Origin of the sequence: Nocardioides daejeonensis (assembly GCF_003194585.1) — a bacterium.
Classification (GTDB): Bacteria; Actinomycetota; Actinomycetes; order Propionibacteriales; family Nocardioidaceae; genus Nocardioides; species Nocardioides daejeonensis.
Genome location: NZ_QHKZ01000003.1, coordinates 24,078 through 37,005, shown reverse-complemented (window position 1 = coordinate 37,005; position 12,928 = coordinate 24,078). Strand labels below are relative to the sequence as shown.

The following is a 12,928-nucleotide window of genomic DNA, read 5'->3' as shown; positions in this document are numbered from 1 at the left end:
CCCAAACTACAAGCGTCGGTGCCGCCGATGACACTCGTGGGGTGTCGCTAGCAATGGTTCACCTCAATGCGGGAGCCGCCACGGATATGGGTCTGGTGCGCGCCGCCAACCAGGATGCCTACCTCGCCTCGCCTCCTGTCTTCGTCGTCGCCGACGGCATGGGCGGCCACGACGGCGGTGAGGTGGCCAGCGGCATCGTGGTCGAGGAGTTCGCCCGCCTCGCGGGAGTCGGCTTCGACCCGCTCGCCGCGGTACCCGCGGTCGAGGAGGTGCTGGCCAAGGCGCGGGAGCGGATCGTCGCGCACGTGCAGCACCGCCGGGAGGAGGGCTCGATCGGCTACTGGTCCGGGACGACGGTGGTCGCAGCGCTGCTCGCCGCGGACGCGGAGGGGCCGAAGTGGTTGCTCGTCAACCTCGGCGACTCGCGCATCTACAAGCTGCACGAGGACCGGCTGGAGCAGGTCTCGGTCGACCACTCCGTGGTGCAGCAGCTGATCGACCGTGGCGAGATCACGCCGGATGCTGCTGCCCACCACCCGGAACGCCATGTGATCACCCGGGCGCTCGGCCCGGGTGGGGACGCCGAGCCGGACCTCTTCGTGGTGCCGCTCGGGTCGGCGGGACGCCTGCTGCTCTGCTCGGACGGCGTCAGCGGCATGGTGCCGGACGCCGAGGTCGAACGGATCCTGCGCGAGGTCGCCGACCCTCGCGATGCGGCGGAGAGGTTGATCGCGCAGGCACTGGCCGCCGGTGGCGAGGACAACGCCACGGCTGTCGTGATCGATGTGGTGGGATGGTCCGGGTCGAGCCACGCCGCGCAGGTGCGGTCCGAGCCCGTCAGCCTGGAGGAGAAGTTGGGAGCATTGCCATGAACGACACTCACGGCGCGGCGCAGGCCGTGGCCTCCGCGTTCCGGCCGGGCACCTGGTTCGGCATTGTCGGGCCCCACGCCTCGGTCTTCCTGCCGCCCAGTGAGAAGGGGCGGGTCGGTGCGCTGTGGGCATTGGTCGACGACGGCGCGGAGTTCGACGAGGTGCTCGATGCGCTCATCGCCTCGGGGCTGCGCTCCCTCCCGGCGTTCCTGCTGCTCAGCGGCGAGGGCCTGCGGACCCGGGTCGTGGTGCGAGGTGCGGTGCGCGCGACCTTCGACGTCGGTGACGAGCAGGTCGCCGTCGACGGAGTCGACGCCTCCACCTGGCTGGAGCGCACGCTGGACGACGTCACTCGCGTGCACGTGGTGATGGACGAGGAGGGCGACCTCGGCACCGAGCACACGCTGGAGGGCGGCCTGGTTCGCCTCGGGAGCCTGACCCGGCCCGCCCCCGCTCCTGCGCCGTTGCCCGCCGTGGAGCCGATGGTCGTGACGGCCCCCGAGCCGGCGGCTGTGCCTTTCGCGAACGTCGACGCAGCCCCACCGCAACCGGACGCACGCAGCGGCCCCCTGCCTGGACTCGACGTGCAGGCGGATGCTGTCGTCGTGGAGCCCGAGCCGCTCCTTGAGGCTGAGCCGGTCGTTCCGTCCTGGCCCGCTCCTGCCGTGGAGCCCGAGCCGGTCGTGGAGCCTGAGCCGGTCGTGGAGCCTGAGCCGGTCGTGGAGCCTGAGCCGGTCCTTGAGCCTGAGGCGGTCGCCGAGCCCGAGCCGGTCGCTGAGCCCGAGCCGACTCCCGCCGTACCCTCCTGGCCGGCCCCGGCAGCGCCCGCACCGCCGACGCCGCTGGTCGCGGACCTTCCCTCGCTCTCGGAGCCGTCGGGCCCCGACACGCTGGAGCCACCCCTGTCGATCGGATCGTGGGTACGCGACGAGGAGGAGCCCGGGGCTGAGACCGCCGGCGGTGCGGAGACCGAGGTCTTCGACGTGGCCGCCATCGCCGCGGCCGGTGAGGTGACGGAGGAGCCGCAGTCCTGGCCCGCGCCTTCCGCCGACCCTGCTGCGGAGGCGCCCACGGGCGCCTGGGAGGCGCCGAGCTGGGGCCCTCCGGCCCCGGTTGAGACGCCGGCCCCCGTCGAGACGCCCGAGCACGATGGCCAGACGGTCTCCGGAGGGTGGGACGCGGGGGAGTTCGCCCGCTCGCAGCCGGGCATCCCCGGTCAACCGCCCGCGCCCAGTGTCACGGCGCAGCCGGTGGCGACGTTGACCTTCGCGCACGGCGAGATCGTGGCAGTCGACCGCGCGATCCTCGTCGGGCGTGCGCCCGAGGCGCGGCGCTTCACCTCGACCGACCAGCCGCGACTGGTCACGGTTCCCAGCCCCAACCAGGAGATCTCTTCGACGCACCTCGAGGTGCGTCCGGGGTCCGGCGCCGACCATGGGTCCGCCGTCGTCACCGACATGGGGTCCACCAACGGCACCGTGCTGGTCCAGCCCGGCCTCGGGCCCGAGACCCTGAAGCCCGGCATGCCGGTGCAGTTGCTGCCCGGCGCGCTCATCGACCTTGGTGACGGCATGACCATCCAGGTCACCGGGCCCTGAGCCACGTGGTCGGCTCCGAGCATCTCCTGGAACCTCCGGTCGCTTCCGTCGACCGGAGGTTCCATGCGCTGCTCGTCGACCGCCTGCTGACGTGGGGGATCTTCGCCGGCAGTGCCTTCGCCGCGTGGTGGCTCTTCTGGCGCGAGGACGAGGTGTGGCCCGGAGTGGCGTTGCTGGCCGCTGTCGTCCTCGTCGTCTCGCTCGTCTCCGCCGTGGCGCTCGGGGTCACCGGGGGCAGCCCCGGCAAGGCCCTCCTGGGGCTGCGGGTCGTCGATGCCGACACGGGGGCGCCGATCGGCTTCTCCAGGGCCCTTCTCCGCATCGCGATCGTCGGTCTGGCCAGCCTGCCCACCTGCGGACTCGGGCTCGCCGTGATGGCATGGACCGCTATCGAGGACCCGGAGGGCCGCCGCCGCGGGTGGCATGACCGGCTCGTCGGCTCGTTGGTGATCGACCGACGTACGGCGCCCGCTCCCGCCCCCGAAGCGGCAGACGGCCCCCGCCCGCTGGTGAACCTCACCGCGATGCGGCTCGCCCCCGTCCCGACGCCGGCCGCACCGGCGCCCACGCCACCACCACCCGCCCCGCCTGCCGTCCCCGCGCCGCCGCCTCCGCCGCGACCTGGACGGCCCCCGGCTCCGGAGGCCACTCCTCGCCCGCCAGCAGGCAGCCCGGCAGTCGACAGCCCGGCAGCAGGCAGCCCGGCTCCCGCCGCTCCGGCGCCGCCGCCGGCGGCACGCCCGACCCACGCGCCGGCCGCCCGTCCGGAGCATCCGGCCACGGTCGGTCGGCACCTCGGCCCGCCCAGCCGGTGGCGTCTCACCGCCGACACCGGGGAGTCGATCGTGCTGGACGGCCTGGTCCTGCTCGGTCGCAACCCCGAGGGAAGGCCGGGCGAGCCGGTACGGCACCTCCTCCCTCTGCAATCGAGTGACATGTCGGTCTCCAAGACCCACCTGCAGGTGCACCTCGCCCCCGACGGCACCCTCGTCGTCGTCGACCGGGGCTCGACCAACGGCTCCTTCCTGCTGCGCCAGGGCGTGTCTCGCGACCTGACCTCGGGGCGAGCCGTCACGCTGTTGCCCGGCGACCGGATCCGGCTCGGAGACCGCGAGCTCACCGTCACCAAGGAGGACTGAAGATGCACCAATGGGGAAGGAGCCCGCGATGGCAGTGATCGAGGCGCGAGGCCTCAACAAGACCTACAAGGGCAAGACAGCCGTCGCCAACCTGTCGTTCGACGTGCACCCGGGCACCGTGACGGGCTTCCTCGGACCCAACGGGTCGGGCAAGTCCACCACGATGCGGCTGATGCTCGCACTCGACAACGGTGGCGGCACCTGCACCTTCGACGGACGGCCGTTCGCCTCCTACACGCAGCCGATGCGTGAAGTGGGCGCGCTGCTCGAGGCGAAGCCCTTCCACCCGACCCGGACGGCGCGAAACCACCTGCGCATGCTCGCGGCCGCCAACGGGATCCCGGACGGACGGGTGGACGAGGTGCTCGGCATCGTCGGACTCGCCGACGTCGCCCAGAAGCACCCCAGCACCTTCTCCCTGGGCATGGGGCAACGGCTCGGTCTCGCGGCGGCGCTGCTCGGCAACCCGCACACGCTCATCCTCGACGAGCCGGCCAACGGCCTCGACCCGCAGGGCATCCGCTGGATGCGCGACCTGCTCAAGGCGCTGGCTGCCGAGGGGCGTTCGATCTTCGTCTCCAGCCACCTGCTCTCGGAGATGGCGCTCATGGCCGACGAGCTGGTCGTCATCGGACGCGGCCGGATGATCGCCAACGGCCCAGTCGCCGAGTTCACCAACCGGTCCCGCGGCAACCACGTGACGGTGCGTACGCCGCAGGGCCACGACCTCGCCGCCCTGATCGGCCACCGCCTCGCGGGTCAGGGCTCGGTCCAGGCCGTCGAGCCGGGCGTCCTCCAGGTCGTCGGCCTCGACGCCCAGGCGATCGGTGACCTGGCCTTCGACAACCAGATCCGCATCCATGAGCTCGCCACTCAGCAGGCCAGCCTGGAGGATGCCTTCTTGGAGATGACCGGCGGCGCCGAGGAGTACCAGGCCCAGACTCCGGTCGCCCCCTGGCGCCAGGGCCCGCCGCCCGGCGGACCGCAGCAGGGACCCCCACCTGGCTGGATGCCGCCCGGGGGAGCGCCACCGCCTGCCCCGCCGTACGCCGGACCCCCGCAGGGGCCGCCCGCCACCGGAGGGTGGCCCGACAGCAGAGGAGGCCAGCCGTGACGTCGGCGCTCAAGTACGAATGGACCCGGCTGACCACCCTCCGCTCCACCTGGTGGATCAGCGGTGGCTCGATCCTGGTCGGCGTCGGCTTCACCTTCTTCGTGGCGATGGTCATCCAGCTCAACACGCCTACGGAGCTGGTCGACGACGTCAACGCCGACTACTCGCGCTTCATCCTCGACGGCGCGATGACCCAGTTCTCCAACATCGACCCGAGCTTCTATCTGCTGGCCTACGTGGTGGCGATCCTCGGTGTGCTCACCTGGGGACACGAGTATCGCCACGGCATGATCCGAGCGACGCTCACCGCCGTCCCGAACCGCACCGCGGTCTGGTCAGCCAAGATGGTCGTCGTCGGAGCCTGGGTCGGCGTCGTGGTCGTGGTCAGCTGCGTGCTCTCGCTGCTGGTGACCCTGGTCTGGTTCAGCGGGCTCTCGTTCGAGTTCGACCTGGGCTATCTCCTGCTGGCCGTCCTCAAGCGGGTCGCCTTCACGGTGCTGCTGACGTGGCTGGCGATGGCGACCACGGTGTTGATCCGGCACCAGACCTTCTCGCTGGTGATGCTCTACCTCTGGCCGCTCGGCGTCGAGACGATGATCCGGCTGCTGATGCTCGCGATGAGCGGTGTCACCGGCAACAAGGACCTCTACGACACGACCAGGTTCCTGCCGTTCAACGCGGGTGGGCGGATCATGCAGAACTGGCAGGGCGACTTCCAGGAGAACCTGAGCACCTTCGGCGAGCCGTTGAACGCTCTGGGCGGCCTGGTCGTCTTCGGCGGCTTCACCCTGGCTGTGATGGGCGTCAGCCTGGCCGCCTTCCTCAAGCGCGACGCCTGACGCATCGACACGCGACCGCCAGCCGAGCGCGGCTGGCGGTCGCGTGTCGTCAGCGCACCTGCAGCGGCATCCGCAACAACCGACCGGCGTCGTCGCGCCAGACGACGAACCCCTGCTCGGCCGGACCTCGGCCGCTGATCCGGATCCTGACGCGATGGGACTCGCCGGGGGCGAGGCGCACGGCGCGGGGGAAGACCTCGACGGTGTGGTGCCGGAAGCCGTGCGCCTGCACCGACCAGTAGCCCGCGCGCGAGCCGGCGTTGGTGAGCGAACGACGCAGCACGGAGACGCCACCGCCGGAGGCCGCTCCGGAGGTCGTGTTGAGCTGGCTGCGCTCGCCGTCGAGAAACGCGCGGTAGTGAGTGGCCGGCAGGTCCTGCACCAGTGTCGTCCGGGCCGCCGCCCGCGCGTCCAGCAGTCCGGAGCCCGCGCGTGTGAGATCGCCGCCGATCGGCCGGGTGGAGGTCGTGAGAGCCGACCGGATCCGCGCCGCCGGCCACCCCTGGTGTCGCTGACGGAGCGCCGCGGCGACTCCGCTGGTCAGGGCGGCGGAGGCGGAGGTGCCGCTCAGCAGATCCCACGAGCCACGCTCGGCAGAGGGGGAGGAGGCCGCGATCAGGCCGAGTCCGGGAGCCACCAGGTCGGGCTTGATCGCCTCGGCGGTACGCCGTCCCCGGTCTGACCAGGGCAGTACCCGCGGCCGGTCCTCCTGTCCGTTCGCGTCGATCAGCCGGGCACGTACGGGACCCTCGGCCAGCGCTCGCCGAAGCTGGCGCCCGGTCTTCGCCGACACGTTGACCGTCGGGATGGCATGCAGGTCGACCGTCAGCGCGTCGCGAGGACCGTTGACCAGCACCATGCCGTTGCCCCCGGCAAGCCGGACGGTGGTCGACTTCTCCAGCCGGGCGCCCTCGCCGCGTTGGCACACCACGATCCGGCCGTCGGTGCGCGCGGCGTCGAGCGTGCCCTGCCGGCATTGCGCGGCCGCGTCACGCGAGGCACCCGGCGCCGCAAGGTCGCGGGCGAGGGTCACCGGCGCCGCCTCGGCCAGCGGGCGGGGGCTGAGCGTGCCGGGAAGTCGTGCGCCTCCGGACAGGTGCACGGAGCCGGCGCTGTTACCGATCCGGGCCGCGCCGACCGTCGTGACCCAGGGCACGTCGTGGCCGGTGGGCCGGCCGTCGTTGCCTGCAGCGGCGATGACGACGACGTCGCTCTCGGCGGCGCCGAGGGTGGCCAGATCGACGGTGTCCAGGCCGGGCGAGCCGGCGACGGAGAGGTTCAGCACATCGACCCCGTCGGCGACGGCGGCATCGATCGCACTCACGACATCGGCCGTGGCGCAGCCGTCGTCCTCCGGGTCGGGCGCCTCCCAGCACGCCTTGTAGACCGCGACCCGGGCATCAGGCGCGGCACCGGCGAAGCGACGGGAGACATGACGAGCCGGCCCGGTCGGCGTCGCGCGGTTGCCTGCGGCGAGCGAGGCGACCATCGTCCCGTGGCCCTGGTCGTCCTGCGGCCCGAGCGAGGAGCCGGAGCGCAGCCGATCGGCGCCGAATGCCTCAACGAAGGCACGCGCAGCGACGACCTTCCGGTTGCACATCGCCTCGGCTTCCGGGCACGAGCCGGTGAAGCGGCGGGGCATCCGGCCCAGCGTGGGGGAGTCGGCGAACACCGGACCACGGGTGTGGAGGCCGCTGTCGACGAAGCCGATCACCACGCCCCGGCCACCGTCACCGCCCGTGCCGCGGCCCAACGTGGGGGCGGTGGGCGCGGCAGCCGCGAGGCGGCGTACGACGTCACGCTCGACCAGCTGCACCCCCGGCAGGCTGCGGAGCCGGTCGGCGGCGAGCGGATCGAGGTGCACGGCGAAGCCGCTGAGGGCGGTGGTCCAGCGCTGCACCGGCTCGGCGCCCACGACCGCGAGGGCGGCGTCCTGGCGCTGCAGCAGGCCGGTGCGGTAGTCGGCCGCGCTGTAGTCACCCTGGTAGCCAGCGGTGCCGGGACCGACCATCGTCACCAGATAGAGTTGCTCGCCGAACGTCGCGTCGGAGCTGGGAGCAGCCACGGCAGAGACCGCCGGGAGGGCAGCGGCGAGCGCCGCCCCCATCAGGGCAAGCTTGCGCAACACACCACGCATCGTCTTGAACCTTCGTCCACCCGTTCTGATTCTCGTGAAGGTGCCATCGTCCCAGGGAACCGGCGACGCATCAATTCGTTGTTCCACATAGGCTGCTTCTTCGCAGCGTGTGGTGAGGCCACATGCCGGTCCGAGCAAGGAAGGTCAGTCAAGTGCCCGCTGGCAAGGTGAAGTGGTACGACGCCGAGAAGGGTTTCGGCTTCCTCTCTCAGGAGGGCGGGGAGGACGTCTACGTGCGCTCCGACGCCCTGCCCGAGGGCGTGACGACGCTGAAGCCGGGCACCCGCGTCGAGTTCGGGATCGCCCAGGGGCGCCGCGGCGAGCAGGCGCTGCAGGTGCGGATCCTCGAGGGCCGCGCTTCCGTTGCTCGCAACCAGTCCCGGGCCCAGCGCAAGGCGCCGGAGACGATGGTCGGCATCGTCGAGGACCTGATCCGGCTGCTCGACGACGTGGGCGAGACCTACCGGCGCGGGCGCCATCCCGACGCGCGCACCGCCAAGCCCACCGCGAAGCTGCTCCGCGCCCTCGCCGACGAACTGGAGCTCTGACCTCGTCCTCTTCTCCGCTGTAGCGCGGGGTCGTGGTCGCACCACCCGTGCGGTGAAGCGGAGAGCCGGCCACACGAACGCAGAGGTCGAGACCGGTCCCTCACGCCTCCGGCGGCACCGTCCGCGTGGCGGCAGGCGGCCCGGCGAGGCGCTTGCGCACCCGGTCGCCGAGGAGGAACACGGTCCACGCGGCCAGCACGACGAAGGCGACGCCGAGGCCGAGGCGGGGATTCAGCGGCATCGCCACGCCGGCGAAGCCGCCGACCACCCAGGCCAGCTGGAGCATGGTGTCGGAGCGCCCGAACGCGCTGGTCTGCACGCGTTCGTGGACGTGGGTCTGGATCGTGGAGTCCAAGGAGAGCTTGCCGAGCGACTGACACATGCCCGCGCACAGGCCGAGGGCGATCAGCGGGAGGAAGCCGTAGAACAGGGCCGCCACCAGCACCATGCCGGCGTCGATCAGCAGCACCAGGACGACCGTCACCGCCGGGTTGATCTTCTTGAGGATCGAGGCGAGGGCCACGCCGATCGTGTTGCCGGCTCCGGCAGCGCCGATCACTGCGCCGAGGAGCAGCTCCGGCTTGTCCTCCCAGCCGGAGATGGGATGCTCGCGCAGCAGGAAGGCCATGAACATCGTCAGGAAGCCGACCAGGAACTTCGGGCCGCAGTTGGCGCGCAGCGCGAACGCGACCTGACGGGGGATGCCGGTGGAGATCCGCTGGGGGTGCCCCTGAGCGGAGGGGCCGGGCATCAGCTCGAGCCGTACCTCTCCGGCCGAGGAGTCGACGCGGGCGGGGAGCAGGATGGCGAGGATCGTGGCGCCGATGAAGACCGCGAACCCGTAGCGCAGCACCCATTCCGGGCCGAGCAGGGAGAAGAGCCCGGCGATCGGGGCTGAGACTGTCGCGCCGACCACACCGGAGAGCGAGATCCGTGCGTTCGCCTTCACCAGGGTGAAGCCCTCCGGCACCAGGCGCGGAGCCGCGGCGGCCTTCGTGATGCCGTACGCCTTGGAGGAGACGAGGACCCCGAGTGCGGCCGGGAAGAGCCAGGTCGACTCGGTGACGACCGCCGAGGCGAGGATCCAGCAGAGGAACCCGCGGATCGCCATGGTCGCGCCGATCGCCCAGCGCCGACCGTGGCTGAACCGGTCGAGGAACGGACCGATCAACGGTGCGACGATCGCGAAGGGGAGCATGGTGAGACCGAGGAAGAGCGCGACCTGTCCCCGTGCGTCGCTCGTGGCGCCGGCGAAGAAGAGGGTGTTGGCGAGCGCGATGGCCACCGCAGTGTCGCCCGCGGTGTTGACCGCGTGAAGCTCGATCAGCCGGAACATGCCCGAGTCGCCGGCGCCCTGGGCGTGGGAGGCACGTCGGGCGATGCGCACCGTCGCCCGGGAGAATCGGGCGCTCCCGCGTGCGACTGCCTTGGCGCCGGTGCCGGTCGCCTTGGCGAACCGGAGGGCGTTCTCGCCGGCGGATCTGTGGTTCTCCGGGTCGTCCTCCCACAGCGACTGAGTGGGCTGCTCCCGGGTCGGGTCGTCGGGCGGCTGCGTGCTCATGCCCGCACTCGCAGCGCCTCGTACGTGCAGGAGACACGAACGAGCTGCGTTGCATGATTCGCTCGATGACGCTCGCTCATGACCCCATCCTCCCCTGGTCCCTCCCAGATGCCCACGGGCGTCCCGTGTCCACCGGCCCCCCGAGAGAGGGCCCGGCAAGACAATACGTGGGCCGATGGGACACAATCACGCTGTGATCGCTACCCGCAGCAAGTCGGACCCAACCCTCGCCGCTGCCCACGACCTTGCGCACGCCGCGCTCGTCGAGGAGGCCGGTGCGGCGGACGTAGGCGACCACTTGGGCTTCGAGGTGGAGGGCGAGCGTGTCGGGTCGCACCTCTTCGCCTGCACTCGCGCGGGCTACCGAGGCTGGCGCTGGTCGGTGACCGTCGTACGCGCGGCACGCCAACGTGCGGCGACGGTAGCCGAGGTGGTGCTCATCCCGGGCCCGGACTCGATCGTCGCCCCGGAGTGGGTCCCCTATCGGGAGCGGATCCGCCCCGGTGACCTGTCCCCGGGTGACTTGCTGCCGGTCGACGACGACGACCCGCGACTGGTGCCGACTTGGTCTTTCGGCGACGACCCGCTCGACGACGAGGCCCAGGCGCAGGTACGCCGCGTCGCCGGTGATCTCGGCCTCGGCCGGGTCCGCACCCTCTCGCCCGAGGGGCTCGACCTCGCTGCCGAGCGTTGGTACGAAGGCGCCGGGGGACCGGCGACACCGCTCGCCCAGTCCGCCCCCGGCCGGTGCTGGTCGTGCGGCTTCCTCGTGCGCATCTCCGGTCATCTTGCGGAGTCCTTCGGCGTCTGTGCCAACGGCGACGCCAACGACGACGGCCGGGTGGTCTCGGTCAACCACGGTTGCGGGGCGCACTCCGAGGTGAAGCTGACCAAGAAGCAGCAGCCGCTGCCGCTGCCCGAGCCGGTGCTCGACACGATCACGCACGACGTCGAGCAGATCTGACTCTGACCCCGCCCCTCCCGCCGACAACGCGCAAATGCCGCGTTGAGTGCGCGCAAAGCGCGGGTTGAGTTCGCGCAAATGTCAGGCTGATTGGCCGCGAACGGCGTCACGCAACGCGCCTTTCCGCGAACTCAACGCGTCACTTGCGCGCACTCAACGCGTCACTTGCGCGAACTCGGCGGGAGGGGAGCGTCAGCGGCGGGTGCGTGCGGCGCGGCGGCGCCGGCAGTACTCGAGCCCGATGAGGCCGAGCCCGAAGCCGGCCAGGCAGGTCCACAGCCACCAGAGCCTGCCGTCGTCCTCGAGGCTCCGGTAGAAGGGCAGCAGGGCGACGAAGGCGACCAGCCAGAGGACGGTGCCGACCTCGAGGGTGCGTACGCCGTCGACGTCGAGTGGCGGCACATCGGCGACCAAGAAGGTGCGCTTGCCGATCTCGTGCTCGGTGGGAGGTTCCTCGGGCGGCTGCACCCGGCAACCGTATCGCGCGGCGCCGCGCTGCTCCGAGCCCCTCGACACGCCCCTCGACGCGCCCCTCCCCGGAGTTCGGGCGGGCGCGCAGGGCGGGACCGCCTTGCCCGAGATGACCACTTGGTGGAGGGGGAGTGCCGCGCCGGGGAAGGATCTGGGAAAGTACATGTTTCGTGAGTACAAAGACCTCGGCGGCGCCGTCCCGGCTTGACGCCTTCTTCAAGATCTCCGAGCGCGGCTCGACCGTGGCCCGTGAGTTGCGCGGTGGTCTCGTCACCTTCCTGACGATGGCCTACATCCTCGTGCTGAACCCGCTCATCCTCATCGGTGCGCCCGACAAGGAGGGCAACTTCCTGGCTGGCGGCGACACCGCGGTCATCGCGGCGTGCACCGCGCTGGTCGCGGGTGTGCTGTGCATCGTGATGGGCCTGGTCGCCAACTTCCCGCTGGCGCTCGCCGCCGGGTTGGGCCTGAACGCCTTCGTCACCTACTCGGTCGCCAACCAGATGACCTGGGCTGACGCGATGGGCCTGGTGGTGATCGAAGGCCTGGTGATCCTCGCCCTGGTGCTGACGGGCTTCCGGGAGGCGGTCTTCAACGCCGTACCGGCCCAGCTCAAGATCGCCATCTCGGTCGGGATCGGCCTGTTCATCACGCTCATCGGCCTGGTCGACGCCGGCTTCATCCGCCGTGGCGGCGGTACGCCGGTGGAGATGGGCATCGGCGGTCAGCTGCAGGGCTGGCCGGTGCTGGTCTTCGCGCTGGGCCTGGTGCTGCTGATCACCCTCTACACGCGCGGCGTCCGCGGCGCGATCCTGATCTCCATCATCGCCGCCACCGTGCTGGCCATCATCGTCGAGAAGATCGCCGAGGTCGGCCCGACGGTGACCGGCTTCGACCAGGACGGTGCTCCGATCGTCAACCCGACCGGATGGAACCTCAACGTTCCCGCCTGGCCGGACAAGATCGTCGACAAGCCGGACTTCGGCCTCCTCGGCGAGTTCAGCCTGCTCGGCTCGTGGGAGAACGTCGGCGTCGTCACCGTCTTCCTTCTCATCTTCACGCTGCTGCTGACCGACTTCTTCGACACGATGGGCACCATGACCGCAGTGGGCGCCGAGGCGGGCCTGCTGGACGAGGACGGCAACCCGCCGCGTACCAAGCAGATCCTGATCGTTGACTCCATTGCCGCCGCCGCCGGTGGCGCGGCATCGGTCTCCAGCAACACCTCCTACATCGAGTCGACCTCGGGTGTCGCCGACGGCGCCCGGACGGGCCTTGCAGCCATCTCGACCGGCGTCCTCTTCTTGCTGGCGACCTTCCTCGCGCCGATCGTCAAGATCGTCCCGAACGAGGCCGCCGTTCCGGCGCTGGTGCTGGTCGGCTTCCTGATGATGCAGCAGGTGAAGGGGATCGACTGGGACGACCTCGAGATCGCGATCCCGGCGTTCCTCACGATCGTGCTGATGCCGTTCGCCTACTCGATCTCCGCTGGCATCGGCGCGGGCTTCCTGGCCTACGTCCTCATCAAGGTGGTGCGTGGCAAGGCGAGCGAGATCCACGCGCTCATGTGGATCATCGCGGTCCTCTTCGTGGTCTACTTCGCCATCCACCCGCTCACCGCCTGGCTCACCTGACCCGCGCCAAGGCAACCTGGCTGTTCTCCGGAGCGTCGGCTCCCTCCGCAG

11 protein-coding genes are annotated in these 12,928 nt (G+C 71.2%); 8 read left to right on the top strand and 3 right to left on the bottom strand.

Annotation, left to right across the window (positions count from 1 at the left end; all coding sequences use genetic code 11):
• Positions 1 to 41: 41 nt before the first annotated feature.
• Genes DNK54_RS08345 through DNK54_RS08325 form a run of 5 tightly spaced genes read left to right on the top strand, consistent with a single transcriptional unit; the run spans position 42 to position 5,562 of the window.
• Positions 42 to 872, top strand: coding sequence for a PP2C family protein-serine/threonine phosphatase (locus DNK54_RS08345; RefSeq protein ID WP_239460001.1), 831 nt, complete (start codon positions 42 to 44; stop codon positions 870 to 872).
• On the top strand, positions 869 to 2,470 hold the full coding sequence (locus DNK54_RS08340) for an FHA domain-containing protein (RefSeq protein WP_110206525.1): 1,602 nt from the start codon (positions 869 to 871) through the stop codon (positions 2,468 to 2,470). Before DNK54_RS08345 ends, DNK54_RS08340 begins: the two co-directional genes overlap by 4 nt.
• A gap of 5 nt (positions 2,471 to 2,475) precedes the next feature.
• On the top strand, positions 2,476 to 3,609 hold the full coding sequence (locus DNK54_RS21685; RefSeq protein WP_110206524.1) for an RDD family protein: 1,134 nt from the start codon (positions 2,476 to 2,478) through the stop codon (positions 3,607 to 3,609).
• A 28-nt stretch (positions 3,610 to 3,637) separates the two neighbouring features.
• Positions 3,638 to 4,723 carry an ATP-binding cassette domain-containing protein gene (locus DNK54_RS08330; protein ID WP_110207009.1) on the top strand — a complete coding sequence of 362 codons (1,086 nt, stop codon included), beginning with the start codon at positions 3,638 to 3,640 and terminating at the stop codon, positions 4,721 to 4,723.
• Positions 4,720 to 5,562: an ABC transporter permease gene (locus DNK54_RS08325; protein WP_110206523.1), complete on the top strand. Its 843-nt coding sequence runs from the start codon at positions 4,720 to 4,722 to the stop codon at positions 5,560 to 5,562. The genes DNK54_RS08330 and DNK54_RS08325 overlap by 4 nt, the downstream gene beginning before the upstream one ends.
• 49 nt (positions 5,563 to 5,611) lie before the next feature.
• Here the strand turns inward: DNK54_RS08325 and DNK54_RS08320 are convergent, their stop codons facing one another.
• Positions 5,612 to 7,699 (bottom strand): S8 family serine peptidase, encoded by a 2,088-nt coding sequence (locus DNK54_RS08320; RefSeq protein ID WP_110206522.1) that lies wholly within the window; start codon positions 7,697 to 7,699, stop codon positions 5,612 to 5,614.
• Between the two features lie 152 nt (positions 7,700 to 7,851).
• Here DNK54_RS08320 and DNK54_RS21680 point away from each other — a divergent pair, with 152 nt between their 5' ends.
• Positions 7,852 to 8,247 carry a cold-shock protein gene (locus DNK54_RS21680; RefSeq protein WP_110206521.1) on the top strand — a complete coding sequence of 132 codons (396 nt, stop codon included), beginning with the start codon at positions 7,852 to 7,854 and terminating at the stop codon, positions 8,245 to 8,247.
• Positions 8,248 to 8,347: 100 nt separating this feature from the next.
• Here the strand turns inward: DNK54_RS21680 and DNK54_RS08310 are convergent, their stop codons facing one another.
• Entirely contained in the window at positions 8,348 to 9,808 is a 1,461-nt protein-coding gene (locus tag DNK54_RS08310; protein ID WP_110206520.1) for an MFS transporter, read from the bottom strand.
• 175 nt (positions 9,809 to 9,983) lie between these two features.
• Between DNK54_RS08310 and DNK54_RS08305 the strand changes: the two genes are divergently transcribed.
• Positions 9,984 to 10,772, top strand: coding sequence for a DUF3027 domain-containing protein (locus DNK54_RS08305; protein WP_110206519.1), 789 nt, complete (start codon positions 9,984 to 9,986; stop codon positions 10,770 to 10,772).
• A 192-nt stretch (positions 10,773 to 10,964) separates the two neighbouring features.
• Here the strand turns inward: DNK54_RS08305 and DNK54_RS08300 are convergent, their stop codons facing one another.
• Positions 10,965 to 11,240 (bottom strand): DUF2530 domain-containing protein, encoded by a 276-nt coding sequence (locus DNK54_RS08300; RefSeq protein WP_239459999.1) that lies wholly within the window; start codon positions 11,238 to 11,240, stop codon positions 10,965 to 10,967.
• 173 nt (positions 11,241 to 11,413) lie between these two features.
• On the opposite strand from DNK54_RS08300, the gene DNK54_RS08295 reads away from it, so the two are divergent.
• Positions 11,414 to 12,877, top strand: a complete 1,464-nt coding sequence (locus DNK54_RS08295) for an NCS2 family permease (RefSeq protein WP_110206518.1) — start codon at positions 11,414 to 11,416, stop codon at positions 12,875 to 12,877.
• Positions 12,878 to 12,928 lie beyond the last annotated feature (51 nt).